Annotated in this window: 20 protein-coding genes; all 20 read right to left on the reverse strand. The window is 54.0% G+C overall.

What is annotated here, in order from left to right:
• Positions 1-4: 4 nt before the first annotated feature.
• The 20 genes from PSTEL_RS16800 to ypeB all read right to left on the reverse strand — a co-directional run bounded on the left by PSTEL_RS16800 (position 5) and on the right by ypeB (position 16,893).
• A complete protein-coding gene (locus PSTEL_RS16800) occupies positions 5-607 on the reverse strand; it encodes a UbiX family flavin prenyltransferase (protein WP_038697044.1) in 603 nt (200 codons plus the stop codon).
• A complete protein-coding gene (locus PSTEL_RS16805) occupies positions 604-1,479 on the reverse strand; it encodes a UbiA-like polyprenyltransferase (RefSeq protein ID WP_038697046.1) in 876 nt (291 codons plus the stop codon). The genes PSTEL_RS16800 and PSTEL_RS16805 overlap by 4 nt, the downstream gene beginning before the upstream one ends.
• On the reverse strand, positions 1,472-2,218 hold the full coding sequence (locus PSTEL_RS16810; RefSeq protein WP_038697048.1) for a demethylmenaquinone methyltransferase: 747 nt from the start codon (positions 2,216-2,218) through the stop codon (positions 1,472-1,474). The genes PSTEL_RS16805 and PSTEL_RS16810 overlap by 8 nt, the downstream gene beginning before the upstream one ends.
• An 8-nt stretch (positions 2,219-2,226) precedes the next feature.
• Positions 2,227-3,090 carry a heptaprenyl diphosphate synthase component 1 gene (locus PSTEL_RS16815; RefSeq protein WP_038697050.1) on the reverse strand — a complete coding sequence of 288 codons (864 nt, stop codon included), beginning with the start codon at positions 3,088-3,090 and terminating at the stop codon, positions 2,227-2,229.
• 131 nt (positions 3,091-3,221) lie between these two features.
• Positions 3,222-3,767: a hypothetical protein gene (locus PSTEL_RS16820; RefSeq protein WP_038697052.1), complete on the reverse strand. Its 546-nt coding sequence runs from the start codon at positions 3,765-3,767 to the stop codon at positions 3,222-3,224.
• 97 nt (positions 3,768-3,864) lie between these two features.
• A complete protein-coding gene (gene mtrB, locus PSTEL_RS16825; protein ID WP_156995890.1) occupies positions 3,865-4,113 on the reverse strand; it encodes a trp RNA-binding attenuation protein MtrB in 249 nt (82 codons plus the stop codon).
• Positions 4,114-4,224: 111 nt separating this feature from the next.
• Entirely contained in the window at positions 4,225-4,497 is a 273-nt protein-coding gene (locus PSTEL_RS16830) for an HU family DNA-binding protein (protein WP_038697055.1), read from the reverse strand.
• A 332-nt stretch (positions 4,498-4,829) separates the two neighbouring features.
• On the reverse strand, positions 4,830-6,308 hold the full coding sequence (spoIVA, locus tag PSTEL_RS16835) for a stage IV sporulation protein A (protein ID WP_038697058.1): 1,479 nt from the start codon (positions 6,306-6,308) through the stop codon (positions 4,830-4,832).
• Positions 6,309-6,321: 13 nt separating this feature from the next.
• Positions 6,322-6,630, reverse strand: coding sequence for a hypothetical protein (locus PSTEL_RS16840; protein WP_156995891.1), 309 nt, complete (start codon positions 6,628-6,630; stop codon positions 6,322-6,324).
• A gap of 143 nt (positions 6,631-6,773) precedes the next feature.
• Complete coding sequence (locus tag PSTEL_RS16845) at positions 6,774-7,142, reverse strand: 2Fe-2S iron-sulfur cluster-binding protein (protein WP_038697062.1); 369 nt, start codon at positions 7,140-7,142, stop codon at positions 6,774-6,776.
• Between the two features lie 38 nt (positions 7,143-7,180).
• The gene (locus PSTEL_RS16850) at positions 7,181-7,798 is read right to left on the reverse strand and encodes a hypothetical protein (protein WP_052098590.1); all 618 of its coding nucleotides are present in this window, start codon (positions 7,796-7,798) and stop codon (positions 7,181-7,183) included.
• Between the two features lie 373 nt (positions 7,799-8,171).
• The gene (locus PSTEL_RS16855; protein WP_038697064.1) at positions 8,172-8,447 is read right to left on the reverse strand and encodes a stage VI sporulation protein F; all 276 of its coding nucleotides are present in this window, start codon (positions 8,445-8,447) and stop codon (positions 8,172-8,174) included.
• A 119-nt stretch (positions 8,448-8,566) separates the two neighbouring features.
• Positions 8,567-9,607 (reverse strand): NAD(P)H-dependent glycerol-3-phosphate dehydrogenase, encoded by a 1,041-nt coding sequence (locus PSTEL_RS16860; protein WP_038697066.1) that lies wholly within the window; start codon positions 9,605-9,607, stop codon positions 8,567-8,569.
• Complete coding sequence (plsY, locus tag PSTEL_RS16865) at positions 9,600-10,217, reverse strand: glycerol-3-phosphate 1-O-acyltransferase PlsY (protein WP_038697067.1); 618 nt, start codon at positions 10,215-10,217, stop codon at positions 9,600-9,602. The genes PSTEL_RS16860 and plsY overlap by 8 nt, the downstream gene beginning before the upstream one ends.
• A gap of 11 nt (positions 10,218-10,228) precedes the next feature.
• On the reverse strand, positions 10,229-11,551 hold the full coding sequence (der, locus tag PSTEL_RS16870; protein WP_038697069.1) for a ribosome biogenesis GTPase Der: 1,323 nt from the start codon (positions 11,549-11,551) through the stop codon (positions 10,229-10,231).
• A 159-nt stretch (positions 11,552-11,710) separates the two neighbouring features.
• Positions 11,711-12,985 (reverse strand): 30S ribosomal protein S1, encoded by a 1,275-nt coding sequence (gene rpsA, locus PSTEL_RS16875; protein WP_038697071.1) that lies wholly within the window; start codon positions 12,983-12,985, stop codon positions 11,711-11,713.
• Positions 12,986-13,162: 177 nt separating this feature from the next.
• Positions 13,163-13,747 carry a lysophospholipid acyltransferase family protein gene (locus tag PSTEL_RS16885; RefSeq protein WP_038697075.1) on the reverse strand — a complete coding sequence of 195 codons (585 nt, stop codon included), beginning with the start codon at positions 13,745-13,747 and terminating at the stop codon, positions 13,163-13,165.
• The gene (cmk, locus tag PSTEL_RS16890) at positions 13,744-14,454 is read right to left on the reverse strand and encodes a (d)CMP kinase (protein ID WP_038697077.1); all 711 of its coding nucleotides are present in this window, start codon (positions 14,452-14,454) and stop codon (positions 13,744-13,746) included. The genes PSTEL_RS16885 and cmk overlap by 4 nt, the downstream gene beginning before the upstream one ends.
• A 261-nt stretch (positions 14,455-14,715) precedes the next feature.
• Complete coding sequence (locus tag PSTEL_RS16895; RefSeq protein ID WP_179944935.1) at positions 14,716-15,369, reverse strand: flagellar brake protein; 654 nt, start codon at positions 15,367-15,369, stop codon at positions 14,716-14,718.
• Positions 15,370-15,537: 168 nt separating this feature from the next.
• Positions 15,538-16,893 carry a germination protein YpeB gene (gene ypeB / locus PSTEL_RS16900; protein WP_038697079.1) on the reverse strand — a complete coding sequence of 452 codons (1,356 nt, stop codon included), beginning with the start codon at positions 16,891-16,893 and terminating at the stop codon, positions 15,538-15,540.
• Positions 16,894-17,013 lie beyond the last annotated feature (120 nt).

The raw sequence follows: 17,013 nt of genomic DNA on the forward strand, positions 1-17,013 counted from the left end.
GATGTCACTCTCCCCATCTGCGGAATAATGCGTGATCGATCCCGAAGCTGTCCAGCACCTTGCCGACCATGAAGTCGACCATGTCCTCCAGACTCTGCGGCCCGAAATAAAAAGCTGGCATGGCCGGAATCATCCGCACGCCCAGCCGGGACAGTTTCAGCATATTTTCCAAATGGATGGCATGCAGCGGCGTCTCGCGGGGAACGAGTACTAGCGGGCGTCCTTCCTTGAGCATCACATCCGCCGCCCGGGTCATGAGATTGTCCGACGAGCCGTTCGCCACCGCCGAGAGCGTGCCCATGGAGCACGGCATGATGATCATGCCATGCGTCCGGAACGAGCCGCTCGCGATAGAGGCGCCAATGTCCGCAATCGGATGATACTCTAGAGTCCCCTGCAAGCCGCCGAAGCGCTGATTCAGGACTCCCTCACGGTCGGTTACATCCCAGCCCAGCTCTTCCTTGATTACCCGCCAGCCCGCATTGCTGATGACCAGATGGACGGGGAAACCTAGCGACAGCAGATTCTCGGTAAGGCGAACGCCGTACACCGCTCCGCTGGCCCCCGTTATTCCGACGACAAAGCCTTTGGAGTTCGTTATATTCATCTGTAAGTCTGCACCACCAAGTCAATCAGGGTAAAAGAGAACACCACGATGCTCAGCACGCCGTTCATGGTGAAGAACGCAGTTTGAAGGCGGCTCAGGTCGCTCGGCGATACGATGTTGTGTTCATAGAACAAAATGATATAAGCGATAATCATGCCTGCGATGTACCACCAGCTTAAGTGCGCCATGAACAGCAGGGAAATAAATCCGACGCCGGTCAGGAAATGAAACACCTTCGCGATTCGAAGCGCCCCCGCCACACCGAAGCGGACCGGGATGGAATAAAGGCCCTCCTTGACGTCGAAGTCGACGTCCTGGCAGGAATAAATAACGTCAAATCCGGCCGTCCAGAAGACGATCGTGAAATAGAAGACCATGGCTGTCATATCCACCTTGCCGGTTACGGCGACCCAGCCGCCGAGCGGTGCAAGCGCTATGGTCAAGCCGAGGATAAGGTGACAGGCCCAGGTGAAGCGTTTCGTGAAGGAATAGAAGACAAGCAAAAAGACCGCGATCGGCAACAGCTTGGCCGAGAGCGGGTTCAGCTTCGAAGCGGCCCAGAACAGCAAAAGGAAAGAAATAGCAACAAAGATGACCACTTCACCCGCTTTGAGCAGCCCTGCCGGGATAGCTCTTCCGGATGTTCGGGGATTCTTGGCGTCGCTCACCCGGTCGATCAGCCGGTTAAGGCCCATCGCCGCACTGCGCGCGCCGAACATCGCCACCAGTATCCACCCGATATCCCGCCATGTCGGAAGCCCGCCGGTTACGACGCTTGATCCGAGCAGCGCGCCCATAAATGCGAAGGGAAGGGCAAATACTGTATGTTCGAACTTGATCATTTGCAGAAAAATGCCGATTTTCTTAAACATCCTGATTCTCCTTGATCCCAATATGTAAAGCTGCGATGCCTCCGGTCAAGGGATAGGATTCCACGCTCTGGAGTCCCGTATCGCGGAAGATTTGCTCCAGCGCCTTCCGGTCAGGGAACAGCGCGAGCGATTCGGGAAGCCACTTGTACTGCTGATAACTCTTGGCGAACAATTTGCCCATCATAGGCAGCAGACGTGTAAGATAGAAATAATAAATGCCTTTAAACGGCTGCACAGTAGGCTTGGACAGCTCCAGACAGACCACCATGCCTCCGGGCTTCACCACCCGCTGCATTTCGCGGAGCACCTGAACAGGGTCCGGAACATTGCGCAGGCCGAAGCCGATCGTCGCGTAGTCGAAGGAATTATTTCCGAAGGGAAGCTTCATGGCGTTGCCCTGGACGAGTGAAACCCGATCCGAAAGTCCATGCTCGTTCACCTTCTTGCGGCCTACTTCCAGCATGCCTTCACTGAAATCGAGGCCCACAACGCTCCCGGTGCCGCTCTTCTCTGCAAGCGAAATCGTCCAGTCGCAGGTGCCGCAGCACAGATCGACGGACGTATCTCCGCAGCGTACGCCCATCTTGTCCATGGCGAACCGCCTCCAGGCTTTATGTCGCCGGAAGCTGAGAATATCGTTCATAATGTCATATTTGCCGGCGATCTTCTCGAATACGGAATGAACGTACTGCTCCTTCGGCTTCGTTCCGTTTCCGCCGGCCGTTGTCGTCTTGTTCATGCAGTTGATTAGGCCTCCCCCGCGGCTAGTCCCGAAATTTTATGCTGCAGAAGAAAGCGGTCTAGCGTAGTCCGCAGCTCCCGGATCAGCATCTCATCCTTGAGTTCCTTAAGCACCTCTTGAATGGCATCAATCGCCTGATGCAGCTTGTCGGTAAGCAGGGAATCGCATTTATACTTCATCTTCAGCTTCTTCCAGTCTTTGTTCTCCAGCTTCCGCTCCCGCAGCTGCCGTCTTTCTTCCTCGGTGCCCGATTCGAGCAGATGCCAAAAACTATAGCCTTCAAGCCCCAGTTCCGGCAATTCTCCCCGCTTCAGTTCCAGGGCAACAGTCTCGCACTGGGTAAATTCCGCCAGCAGCCTGCGCCAAGGCTCCACGAGTGTCTGATCAATCAAGGGTGTAAAAGACAGGAACAAGCTCATGTTGAGCTGAAGCGCACTCTGCAAGTAGGCTTCGGCAGTAAACATCAGTTCCTTGGCTTTGATATACATCTGAGCCTTCAGTACGTTGAAATTGGCGATGGCTGCGCTGAGAGAGCCAACCATGCCGATTTCTCCGCCGCCTGCAAGCAGACGATAGAACCAGCTGCTGAAAAAATCGCCGGCCAGCACCTTCAGCTGGCGGGAGCGCATGGCCTCCTCATTCCGGGACCCGGCTTCGTCAACGGACTCATGCGTATCCAGTCCGAGCTGCACCAGTGCGGTTACGAGTGCGTACAGCTCAGCGTCCGGCTGCCTGCGGGAGGCATGGTTCAGAAAAGTGTAGAGTAAAGATCCGCGGGCGTCCGAAAGCGGCGGCAGTTCCGTATGCCGCCGGATCATGTCGTAGTCCGTATAAGATTTAGCCAGTTGCGGTATGCGGTACGGTTTCATTTCAGCCTCCGAGCCCAAATTAATATTGACCGATCGATTGTTCACAATCTTGACTATTATAGCATATGTTAAGAGGCCGCGCACGGCCCGGTATTGTCTCATCCAGCCTTACACTACTTCTATTACCCGGTTCAGGGAACGATGAACTGATTTTTCCACAGGCTGGTTTCGCTTATCCGCAGTGCGGATTTCAAGGAAGGTGGCAGTGGGATATTTCCGGCGTTCTCCAGTTCCTCGAGCAGTTCGGGAGTCAGCTCCGAACGCCTCGCATCGGCAGCCAGCAGAAGCCGCGAAGAGCCGATCCAGCGGTCTTCGGCCATAATCCGCAACAGGACCTGATTGGCGTTCTCGGTGTTCCGGAAGGCGAAAGAGAGCGCATTCGACATGTCGGCGTACACATCCCCCGGTCGAACAGCAGTGTCGGTTACTTTCAAGTCCAGGGATAGTACGCCCTCTTCCCAGCTCACGCTCCCGATCGGCAGGTGAAAGGAAATGCTTCCTAATGCATCCACCAGATTGCCCTCCCCCAGCACCAGCTTGTCAGTCCGCTGCGAGAAGGTCTCCACCGTGCCGGAAGCAGCCTTGGGCGATGACTGAAGAATCTCCATCCGGGGGAGCAGCAGAGCCGAAGCCGCTGTAACAACAAGAGCTGCTCCGATCCACCATGAACGGTTCACCGCGACTCCCCCTTCCGTGTTGCCTACGCAGACGCTGTGCCTGGACGCGGGCCTATATCCTCTTATATGTTAAAAAAAAGCAGGCTATGCCTGCCGGTCAGATCCCGCTCTCGATTTGGCCGTGCTTCGTCATAATCTCGGCTCTGCCGCGGATCTTCATTGCCGAGGTGTGATCGGTAAACTGGGCGATATATACTTCGCCTTTGTCCAGCTTCTCCGTGTGATGAAATCGGGTGTCCAGCCCTCGTGTAAGCCCCATAACCTGAACGCCATTCTCCTTCGCCTTGATAACGATATAATCACTGTCCGACGGATCGGGCAGTCCCTCATTTCTGCTTTCGCTCATCCCTGTACCCTCCTTATGGAAAAACCTGCATGATCGCAATGTAAAAACAAATGCCGCCTGAGAGGGCGGCATGGTTGTTGTTCTGGAATATAGAAGACATATGTAGAAATCTTATTTAATTCCGTCTTTAAGCGCTTTGCCCGGTTTGAATGCCGGAACCTTGCTCGAAGGAATTTCGATTTCTTCACCGGTCTGCGGATTGCGGCCTTTGCGTGCTGAACGCTCGCGCACTTCGAAGTTTCCAAATCCGACCAGCTGCACTTTGTCCCCGTTCTGAAGAGCTTCCGTAATTGCTTCGAATACGGCGTCCACAGCTTTGGTTACATCCTTCTTGGGAAGTTCGGTTGCTTCCGTCACTTGGTTGATCAAATCAGATTTATTCATTTCTTCTCACCTCCCTGGCTAATTCTCCGATATTGTTCACTGTTTCCGTTTCAGCGTAAAATATACGTGATTATTGCGTTTTGTGGAGCGTGGACCGCATCCATACCCGGATGCGCAACAAATTTATAGTAATACAGGCTCTCCATAATTTCAAGCGTTCTGAAAAAAACAAGCTGAAATGATTCCCTCGCCCGTCCTAATCTTCCTGAACCGGACAGACCAACAGACGGGCGGTCAGACGGATTTTAACCGGGAGCCCTTTCCGCTCATGCCAATAAACGGGGTCGCTGGACCCCGTTTTCGTCACACTTTTATATGACAGTGGCTATACTTTAGAGAATGATGGCGATCAGTCCGCCGGAGCCCTCGTTGATGATGCGTCCCAGCGTCTCCTGCAGCTTGTAGCGCGCGTTGTCGGGCATCATTGCGATTTTGCCCTGGATGCCTTCCCGGACGATGCTGTGCAGCGAGCGGCCGAATATATCCGACTCCCAGATCTTGATCGGATCGTTCTCGAAATCCTGCATCAAATAGCGGACCAGCTCCTCACTCTGCTTCTCGGTGCCGATGATCGGCGAGAACTCCGATTCGACATCGACGCGGATCATATGGATCGAAGGAGCCGTCGCCTTCAGGCGTACACCGAAACGCGTTCCCTGCCGGATCAGCTCCGGTTCGTCGAGCGCCATCTCAGCCAGGGACGGTGCAGCGATGCCGTAACCGGTCGTCTTGACCATCTCCAGCGCTTCGGAGAACCGGTCGTATTCCCGCTTGGCATGTGCGAATTCCTGCATCAGTTGAAGCAGGTGGTCCTTGCCCCGGATCTCGACGCCTACGACTTCCATCAGCACCCGGTCATACAGCTCTTCCGGAGCGAACAGATCGATCTCGGCGACGCCCTGGCCCATGTTCATGCCGCTAAGTCCCGCTCTGTCGATGAAATCGTACTCGGTGAACTGGGAGACGAGCCGGTCGACATCACGCAGGCGGCGGATATCCTTGACCGTATCACGGACCGAATTCTCATAGCTGCTCCGCAGCCAGTGATTCTCCGGAAGCACCATGACCCAGCTCGGCAGATTCACATTCACTTCATGAACCGGGAATTCATAGAGCACTTCGCGCAGCACGCCGGTTACGTCATCCTCGCTCATGGTAGCCGCGCTGAGCGTCATTACCGGTATATCATATTTGGCTGCCAGTTCGCTGCGCAGCGACTGAGTCTCCTCGGCTTTGGGATGCGTGGAGTTGATTACCAGGACGAAGGGCTTGCCGACTTCCTTCAGCTCCGCAACAACCCGTTCTTCCGATTCAACATACGAGCCGCGCGGAATTTCCGCAACGCTGCCGTCGGTCGTGACGACAACGCCAAGCGTCGAATGCTCCTGGATTACCTTGCGCGTGCCGATCTCGGCCGCTTCCTGGAACGGAATCGGCTCCTCGAACCACGGAGTGGAGATCATCCGGGGACCGTTCTCATCCTCATATCCCTTCGCTCCCTCAACCGCATACCCGACACAGTCGACGAGCCGGACATTCACTTCCAGACCCTCTGCCACCTTGATCTGCACCGCGTTGTTAGGAACAAATTTGGGTTCCGTGGTCATGATCGTCTTGCCGGCTGCGCTTTGAGGCAGCTCATCCACTGCGCGGACGCGGTCCGCCTCGCTCGTAATGTTGGGCAGGACGATCGTTTCCATAAAGCGTTTGATAAACGTTGATTTACCTGTGCGGACCGCGCCGACGACTCCCAGATAGATGTCCCCGCCGGTACGTTCGGCAATGTCCTTGAAAATATCCACTTTTTCCAAAAGAGATCCCTCCTCATATACTTCCGAAGAAAAATGCCTGAAGAGCATCGGCTTCGCGCTTGCCGCCGGTATTCATCGCCTGCATGGCCTCGTGTTCTGTAGACCGGCGTATGGCCTTCGGCGGAAGCTTGACCGCCCGGGTCCGCAAGGCCCGCTTCCAGCCCCGGCTGAGCCGAACGCTCGGACATGCATTTGGACTAGTATCATCATATGTACCCGCTGAGGATTTATGACCTGCCGTCCGCGCAATTTCGTTGCGGTTTCTTCGTGATGCATGCTGGCGCGGCAGACCTTTGCCGGCATCCGGAAGCTTTCTCATCATCTGTATGCGGGCCGATTCTCTATTAGAACTTTTCCCTTGTCTTTACTCTCTCAATTAATAAAAGCGCCTGCCCCAACCGGGACAAGCGCTGTGGATCTATTCAAAAAAAATACCGCCTTACACTCTGCCTCCGGCGTGAGGAGTCACCATAAGCGGTCCTCTTCGCCCTTCTTGGCCTCCTCCAGCCTCTTGCGGATGGCGGCCTTGAGCGGGTCTTCCGGAACGCTCACGACCGCTTCTCCTGCAAGTTTGGCCTGGCAGGCAAGACGGATTCCGTCATCCAGCAGTCCGCCCAGCTTCCGCCGTTCGGCCTCTCCTGGAGGGCTAAGAGAAGACGCCGACCCGTCTTCTATATGAACCTTGCACATCAAACAGCCGGCTTTGCCTCCGCAGCGTGTTGCGATATGTATGCCCGCCCGCCGCGCGGCGTCCAGAATCGTAACACCGTTTGGCACATTTGCGCTTTTTCCCGAGGGCAGAAACGTTATGGGAGAGACATGTTGCGGTTTCAATGTTCCCTTGGACCTCCTTACTCTTGTTGTTAGTCTCACTATGAGCATTGTGCAGAGATGCCGAGAAGTTCCCGAATTGTCCAGGCGTGAGCGGCCTCCAGCTCATTTCGCCCGATCAGAAGCTCTACCAGCGGTAAATGCGCCGGAAGATTTCTTTTCATAACCGCTGCAATAGCCTCGTACCGGTCACTTCGTCCCCGCAGCACATTGAAGATCAGTTCATGGGCCAGCGGCATCAGGAGGATGCCTCCCGTTCCCGGATACTTCCCGGCAGCCGCATAAGCTCGCAGCAGTCCCGTTTCCACCCGGTAGACCGATTGTCCGCAGCATACCTTGAACCCGCAGATAAGCTCCAGCGGATAGCTATCAATCACATAATGCCCCATCAGAGAATAACAGCCTCGGCTGTAGTCCTCGGACAATTCGCCCGCAGCATATGGATGCAGAGCTTCATGCAGCTTGTCCGCCTCCGCAATCTCTGTGTACAAATCGATATCATGCGGCGCGGCCTTCAGCGGTACATCCTGCAGCAGCAGGCCACAGCTTCCTCCCAGCAGCCATGTCGGTCCTTCTTGCCTTCCGTCGGCAGACAGGGCCGAGACCGTCTCCTCCAGAGCGAGGAGCAGCTCGGCAGAGATTCCTAAAGCCTCCAACAAAATCATACGCCTCCATTCCTGTACGAAATCCAAGTCGACTCCACATCAGAAATCACTCAAGGCAAACCGGAATGGAATGGCTTACGAAATCAAAGCTGCGCCTTCCGGCTGACCTTGAAGCATAATTGCGAAGGCAGGAAAGGACCTATTGGCGCTCACTAGACTCTTGGTCCGGATACGGGCGAAGATAGTCAGCAATACGACTATGCCCAAATATAACTTCTTCCGGAGACAGCCGATCTCTGTACATCGGATTCTGGCTGTCTGAGTCCTTTCTACCCGCTGGAATGTTGTCCATATTATAACATAAGTTCAAAAAAAAGAGCATCAGTGCCGGTATAGACACTCCTGCTCTTTTTTACAAAGGCGACAGCTATTTTTTGATCATTAATTTCATCAGGCCTTCAATACCGCTTGGATTTGATCCGGTCTTCTTCACCGCTTGAATGATTTCCTTGACCGTGTCCTCGCTGACCGGCACCTTGGCCATGGCGGAGACCTGCTTGATCAATTGGCGGAGCTGGGCATCACTCTGCAGCGTTCCCGGCTTGACCGTGCTTGCCAGCTTCTTGACAGCACCTTCCGTGATGTTTTTGCCCGTCTTCTTATTGATGGCGTTCAAGGCATCCTTGGAAAAATTTCGGCTCATTTCTCATCCCTCCTCCGTCAATCCCCGATACAGCATATGAGGATATTCCGCAAAAGGTGATGGGCGGACTACAGGTAACTGTCACCGCCTAGATCCTGTTGTGGCTGGATGCCCTGCTATCAAGTATGCCACTGCTCCCAGGTTTCCTGGGTGATCTTCTCCAGTTCCGCTTTGGGATCGCGTCCCATCAGAGCCTCTACGGCGTCCCGGGGGCTGCGTCCCTGAAACAGCACATGGTAGATCTGATCCGTAATCGGCATCTGCACGCCAAGCTTGGTCGCAATGGAATAGGCCGCTTGAGTCGTGCGAATCCCTTCGACAACCATTCCCATGGAGTCGAGCACCTCTTGCAGAGGACAGCCTTGACCGAGCATTGAGCCCGCCCGCCAGTTGCGGCTGTGCTGGCTCGTCGCCGTTACCACCAGGTCTCCGATACCGGCCAGACCGGCAAAGGTCATGGGATTAGCCCCCAGTTCCTGGCCAATCCGGGAAATCTCGGCGATGCCGCGCGTGATCAGCGCCGCTTTGGCGTTGTCTCCATAACCGAGGCCGTCAGACATTCCCGCTCCAAGGGCGATAATATTTTTCAAGGCTCCGGCCAGCTCCACGCCAACGAGATCCCGGTTCGTATAGACCCGGAAATCATTGTTCATGAACAAATCCTGGGCTCTTACGGCTTCCTTCTCGCTCTGCGAAGCGACTACAACGGTTGTCGGACAGTGGCGGACGACTTCCTCCGCATGGCTTGGACCTGAGAGGACGACGATTCGTCCTTCATCACAGCCAAGCTCCTCCGCGATTACGGTCGACATCCGCTTCATCGTCTCAGTCTCGAAGCCCTTGGTCGCATGCACGCACAGCATGTCTTCCTTCCAGTACGCTTTCAGGCTGCGGCTTACCTCACGCATCCCCGACGACGGAGCGACGATCACAACGGCTTTGGCGCCGGTTACCGCTTCCTCCATCGAGGTTGTAGCCACAATATTGTCCGGAAGAACAATGCCGGGAAGATAATGATCATTTGTATGCTTGAGGTTGATTTCTTCAGCTTGGCCGGGATTGCGCGTCCACATATGGACCTGTGGATGATTAGCCGCCAGGACAGTGGCAAGAGCCGTTCCCCAACTGCCCGCAACCAGCAGGGCTACTTTGTCAGACAACGCGTTTCCCCCCTTTGGCTTTCGTACCGATCTTGTTCTCACGTCGCTGCGCGATTTTGACGATATTGCTCCGGTGACGCCAGAAAGCGAATACGGCAATAATCAAACTCGTCCAGAGCACCGGATAGGTAAACCCGGTCAGGAGCAGAAAAAGCGGCGTTAGAGCCACGAAAATCAGGGAACCCAGCGATACGTAACGAGTGATGAAGATCGATAGAATCGCGATAATTCCGGCGTACAGTGCGGGAAAGAAGCACAGCGTCGCCATGACACCGATTGTGGTGGCAATGCCCTTGCCGCCTCTGAAGTGGAAGTAGACGGGCCAGTTATGCCCGACAATTGCAGCAACGCCGCAGACAGCGGCAACCCAGCTGCCCCAGCCGCCGCTCCAGACGCCGAGCCATACGGCAGCGATGCCTTTGGCGACGTCAAGAGCCAGAACGAGAATGGCAGGTCCCTTGCCAAGGACCCGCAGCGTGTTGGTCGCCCCGGCATTGCCGCTGCCGTACTGGCGAATGTCGATTCCCTTAAGCAGCTTGGCCAGCAGAACACTGAAGCTGATGGATCCGAGCAGATAGCTAACTACGATGGTTATCCATTCAAACACCACAATTCTCTCCCCTATTCCTCGTCGGATTTGCGCCGTGTAAAGATACGGATCGGCGTACCCTCAAAATTAAACGCTCCGCGGATTTTATTCTCCAGGTAGCGTTCATAGGAGAAATGCATTAGCGAAGGATCGTTGACGAACACCACGATCGTCGGCGGTTTGACAGCCACCTGGGTCACGTAGTTGATGCGCAGGCGCCGGCCCTTGTCGGTCGGCGGCGGGTTGATTGCCACAGCATCCGAGACGACATCGTTTAGCAGATGAGTCGCGATGCGCAGCGAATGCTGCTGGGCGGCATGCTGCACCACGGGAAGGAGCTTGTGCAGCCGCTGCTTCGTCAGCGCTGACAGAAAGACGATCGGCGCATAGGTCATGAACAGGAAATGATCGCGGATCTTCGTTTCGAACTGGTGCATCGTCTTGTCGTCCTTTTCAATCGCATCCCATTTGTTGACGACGAAGAGAGAGGCTTTCCCGGCGTCATGGGCATATCCGGCAATATGTTTATCCTGGTCGATAATGCCTTCCTCGCCATTGATGACAACCAGCACGACGTCAGCGCGTTCGATTGCCCGCATCGCCCGCATCACGCTGTACTTCTCTGTTGACTCATATACTTTGCCGCGCTTGCGCATGCCGGCCGTGTCAATCAGAACATACTTCTGCCCATCCCGTTCGAACGGTGTATCGATTGCATCCCGCGTAGTCCCCGCGATGTCGCTGACAATAACGCGATCTTCACCGAGAATCGCGTTAACCAGCGAGGATTTGCCGACATTCGGCCGTCCGATCAGCGCAACGCGGATAACATCGTCGTCATATACATCATCCTCAAGCTCAGGAAGGCGCGCCGTCACCTCATCCAGCAGGTCGCCGATTCCGGTTCCATGGCTGCCCGAAATGCCGATCGGATCGCCAAAGCCAAGGCTGTAGAACTCGTAAATATCCTCTGCGCGTTGCATATTATCCACTTTATTGATAGCGAGAACGACAGGCTTGCCCGAACGGAACAAAATCTGCGCAACCTCTTCGTCCGCATTCGTCAGCCCGCTCTTCGCTTCACACATGAACACGATGAGATCGGCTTCCTCGATCGCAAGCTCGGCTTGCACCCGGATTGATCTCAGAATTGTATCCTCTCCGTCAATCTCGATACCGCCCGTATCAATAACACTAAAAGCTTTTCCGTTCCATTCCGACACGCCGTATATCCGATCGCGCGTAATGCCAGGCTTATCTTCTACAATAGCCAGCCGATCGCCGATCAGCCGGTTAAAAATGGTCGATTTCCCCACATTTGGCCTTCCTACAATGGCCACAACGGGTCTTGCCATGGTACATTCCTCCTGTCTGCCTTACGTTTCCCATCATAGCAAAAAAGCTTACCTTTGGCTAACATCCTAACATGAAAACGGCGAACCCTGTGATTAAGGGTTCGCCGTTCAGTATACCCGTTATGCGGCCCATCATAAGCCGATGATCATATCAGGCTTTTATTTTTCCTTGAATTTGTCCAGCTTGTCGCCAAAGCGCTCAGCCAGCGTGAAGCTGAGACCTTGATTGCTAAGCGAAACGTTAGGATTGTCGAGCACTTCCTTAGGCGCACGTTCTCTGCTGCGCTCAGGCTTTGGAGCCTGTGCAGGAGCTTCTTCCGTTTCCTTGATGCTCAAGCTGACGCGTTTCTCGGACGGATTGAAATCGAGAACCTTAACCTGAACTTCCTGTCCTTCTTTAAGTACTTCATGCGGAGTGCCGATGTGCTTGTGGGAAATTTGCGAGATATGCACAAGGCCTTCTACGCCCGGCAGCAGCTCGACGAATGCGCCGAAGTTAACAAGGCGCTTCACTTCGCCGGTCACGATGTCGCCGATATGGATTTTGTCGGAAGCGGTGTCCCAAGGACCAGGTGCGGCTGCTTTGATGCTCAGGCTGATTTTGCCTTTCTCCGGATCAACCTTCAGCACCTTCACGCGCACTTTGTCTCCTTCGGAGATCACGTCGGAAGGCTTATCTACATGCGTCCAGGCGATTTCGGATACATGAACCAGTCCGTCTACTCCGCCTACATCGACGAATGCGCCGAATTGGGTCAGACGCTGTACAGTACCTTCGATGATTTGTCCTTCGGAGAGTTCGGACATAATTCTCTGCTTGTTGGCTTCGAATTCCTCTTCCAGAACTTCTTTCGCGGACAGAATCACTTTACCGTTCTCACGGTCCAGTTCCTTCACTTTAACGCGAAGCGTACGTCCCTTGTAATCGCTGAAATCTTCAACGAAGTGACGTTCGACCATGGAAGCCGGGATAAATCCGCGGGCGCCAACGTCAGCTACCAGACCGCCTTTGACAACGTCGGCAACGGTAACTTCGAACGCTTCTTGGGAGTTATAGTATTTCTCAAGATCATCCCAGGATTTCTCGCTGTCCACTGCACGTTTGGACAGAATGAGGCTTTCCTTGTTGTCGTTGATGCTGACAACCTTGCATTCCACTTCTTGACCTACTTCGACAGCTGCTGCGGCATTGTCGAGTTGGACGGAAGACAGTTCGCGAATCGGAATAACGCCGTCATATTTATATCCAATGCTTACATAAGCTTGGTTATCTTCGATTTTGACGATCGTTCCTTTCACGGTGTCGCCTTTTTTGATGGAAATGATTTGCTCCAGTTCGTCCTGGGTGGCCATTTCCTCTTGGTTCTCAGCAGCGGCATCTACCGTTGCTTCTGCGGATTCCGCAGCTTCCTGATTTCTTATTTCTTCAGACATGTGATTACCCTCCTCGATTCAAAACCCCATTTATTTAAACCCGCGCCTTTAGCAGGGTTCAAAACGCACTTCATGAAGACAGGACCCGCTTTGATTGCATACTTACCTATTATGTTCCAAAAAATGACGGCTATGCCGTCTTCCAGCTTCAGCCTATCCTTCATACCGAAGTCCCTGCTATTTGCCGCTGGGCTTGCCGGTTTGAAGCATTTCGCGAATACGGGCCATAATGAGGTCGGTTACCGCTTCCGCCGAATCACTGCCTCCGTCAAACCCGCTCAGATCGATTGGAGCGCCATACACCACGGTCATCCGGCGAAAAGGCTTGTAACTGCCAATTATCGCAGCCGGGACAACCGCCGCACCGCTGCGGAGCGCAAAGGTAGCCGCGCCCTTCTTGGCAATGCCGCTGTCGCTGTTTCTCGTCCCTTCCGGGAATATGCCCATTACCTGCCCTCCACGGAGCAGTTTGAGCGCCGTTTTAATGGATTCCTTGCTCACGCCGCCGCGTTTGACCGGGAAAGCGCCAAGCTGCCGGATCAACCAGCCCAGAACGGGAACGTTAAACAGCTCCGCCTTGGCCATATAGTTGACTTTGCGCTTCAGCATAATGCCCATCGTCATCGGGTCCAGGTTGCTTGTATGGTTGCCACACAACAGCACCCCGCCTTCGTCGGGAACGTTCTCCCTTCCGATAAGCTTAAGCGGAAACAAAATGGCATAGATCAAGCGAAGCAATCCTCGGCAAATGACATAAATCATAAATGATTTCTCTCCCCGCGGGCATAAGATCTGCAGTGGGACACAATGGTCTCCACAACCTGAAGTATATCCATGGACGTCGTATCCAGCAAAACGCTGTCCTCGGCGCGCCGCAGAGGCGATATTTCCCGATTCTGATCGAGAAAATCGCGCTGGGCGATATCGTTCTCAAGCTGCTTAAGACTCACCTGTTCCTTGTCCTTCAGCTCTTTGTAGCGGCGGAGAGCCCGTTCCTCCACAGTGGCCGTCATGAAAATCTTCACTTCGGCATCAGGCAGAACGGTCGTGCCGATGTCGCGGCCGTCCATTACAACGCCTTTGGCAAGCGCCATCTCGCGCTGCAATTGGCTTAGTCTCGTGCGGATGCACTCCACTTTAGCGTATTGCGATACCATGCCGCTGACCTGGAGGGTGCGGATATGAGGAGTTGCGTCTTCCCCGTTGATCATCACGCTCTGCGTATCCTTGCCGGGTATTAATTCAATCACCATATTACGTACGGTTTGAAGCACGTTATCGTGATCTTCCGGCTTAATGCCTTCGCGGAGCATATACCACGTAACCGCCCGGTACATGGCTCCCGTGTCGACATAAATGTAGGAAAGCTCCTGTGCAACCATTCGGGCTACTGTGCTCTTGCCTGCCCCGGCAGGTCCGTCGATGGCGACATTAATTCTGTCCAAAGTATGTGTCCCCTGCCTAGCCAAAGGGGCATTCCTCCTCAAAGTAAAGCCAAGAACGCGCTTGGCCGCTGTTTTTTTCCTGAGTGTACCGGCAATTTCAATTAATCGATACCTTCAAGAAAAAAGCAGGCATTGCCTGCGACTTATAAAATTATACCACAGTTTGTACGGCAGTGCAAAATGGCATAGATTTTAATAACCGTCCAGAAACGGGTAAATTAGCGCATATTTCGAATAAACATGGGGGAATTTGCCGAAAAATCGCGATAAACTCCGGGGAAATGCCTATCTGTTCCGAAAATCGAACTGCCGCTCGAAGCAGTAGCGGATAATTTTCTGCCGCTCGCCGTCTGAAATGTTGGTGAACTTCACCATGGCCAAATTCCGGCCGTTCTCAAGCTCCTTCATGCGAACGATCTCGGCTCCGAAACCCGCATGCTCGCCCGCGCCGCTCCGGTAAGGAATGAGCAGCCAGCATTGAAGCTGTTCTCCCACATTCAGCTTAATCTTGCCGTCCGTCCAGAACGACAGACCGCCTCCGCTCACATCTTCGGTCCGGACCAGGAAGCGCTCGCCTCCCTGTGTCTTGCACGCAAGTTCCAGTTCTCCGCTGACGCGCAGAAAGCTGCGTCTTTGGACCTTGACGATGGAGTCCTCGTCTGGCTTCCGGATGCGGACCATGCGGATCACATCATCCTTAAAGCCCAATACATGGGTATAAAAATAGTTCTTGATGCCTTCTCCTGTCAAGAAATAGACCGACAGCTCATCGCCGATATGCAGCTTCTTGAGCCTGCCGGTATTCTCACCCAACGGAATTTCAATCAGGAACGATTCCTCTTCCATCTCGGCGATTCGAGACCGGTATTCAATTTCCTCTTCGGATGCGTCGCTGGACGCAATCCGTATGTATAGATGATCGTTGATTTTGGGATACAAGCCTGTCACCGCCATATTCAAATATTCTATAGCAGATTATACCATGGCTTGCGGATGCATGGGTGAGAAAAAAACTGATCCCTTTGTTCCATTAAAAGAGACGCCAGTGCCCCGTTGCCGGTGACTGCCGTCTCTAGCTTGATCAGATGCTGATCCTAGACTAATGCTTTACTGCTGCTCTAGTCCCGCCTCCGTGCTGCGGATTTCTTCAATTGATTCTTCCAGTCCGCTGTCCGCGTTGAGGTAAATCCGGTAGCGGGAGCCGTTGATTTTACCGCCGAATTCGTAAGTCAGAACTTCCTTACCTTCATCGTTCTCGATCAGAGCCAGTCGCTCGTACTGCTCTTTGAATTCGGAATTGAGCTTCTTCCGGGCCTGCGCGAGAGACAAGGACGGCTTGCTCAGCTTGCGGGCGGTTTGGTGTTCATTGACATAATCGCTGGCCTGGAAGCCTGTCACTTCACCGTTGTCCAGTCCCGAACGAACCGTAATTTTCTCCGGATAGATCAGCACGCCGTCCTGTTTGGAGACAAAGGTGAAGCTGCCCATGTTGTCGTAACGGTCCGCGCTCACAGGAGTCATGTTCGCATAGCCTTTGCGTGCAAGAAACTCTGCCGCCTTGCCGGCAGCCTGGTCCATGGATACCCGGGCCGCTCCGACCTCACGGCTGGTATGATAGGAGATCAGCTGTCCGCCTCGGACTGTAAAGTCCATGCTTACCGTTTCCTTCGAACCGGTCACTTTCGCTGTATAGGAAGCCCATTCGGTATCTTTACCGTTCTCGGTAACCTGAACCTTGGCCCCTGTTCCGGCATCCGCGAATTGAAGAGCCTTCCGGCCCACCTCTTCGGCGGATACGGGCGGCGCATTCAGCTTCTTGACAGAACGCTTGTCGTACACACTTGCCACCGAGGGACCGAAGTCGAGCTCGGGATACGCGCTGACACGTTTATCCACGGTCTTGAAACCGTCGATGATCGTGTTGTCCTCCGCCTTTTTCTCCGAGGCCAGAGCACTCTCCACATCCATCCAGCGGAGACGATTCGTGATGACTTTGTTGCGGACACCCTGCAGATCCTTCGAGATTTCACCTGAGTTCTTATACAGCGCCTTCAGGTTCTTTATCTCCCCGTCGGTCAGCGGCTGGGTTTTGAGATCGCGGATCGCGGTTTTGTAAGAGAATCTGGAGATTTTCGACAGAAACTCCTCGGTCTTGCTGAACGGAAGCAGCGTAAGCGGAAGCTGGTTGATTTCATTTTGAGCCTCGCTGGTCATCCGCCATACATTCGTCATACACTTGCGATGCATCCCGTCCGAAGCCGCACCGACAGCCAGCATATTGCCCAGCTCGCCATGCAGCTTTTCCATATGGTAGGACAGATCATGAAAGGAGCGCTGGTACTGGTTCTCAGCCTTGATCAGAATCGAATTTTTCTCCTTGTTCTCCTGGTACCCCCATACAAGAGCGCCCAGCAGGAGAATGGCGGTGACGGGGAACATAACGGCACTCAATCTTTTGTACATAGACGTAAGGACTCCCTTCCAAATCGCTTGTTGCCCTTAGTGTGACTAAAGGAAGGAAGTCTTATGCATAGCAGGAATCGCAGGGAAAGCCAAAATTCCGATACGGTTTCACAATAAAAG

This window comes from Paenibacillus stellifer (assembly GCF_000758685.1).
GTDB classification, from domain to species: Bacteria; Bacillota; Bacilli; order Paenibacillales; family Paenibacillaceae; genus Paenibacillus_AQ; species Paenibacillus_AQ stellifer.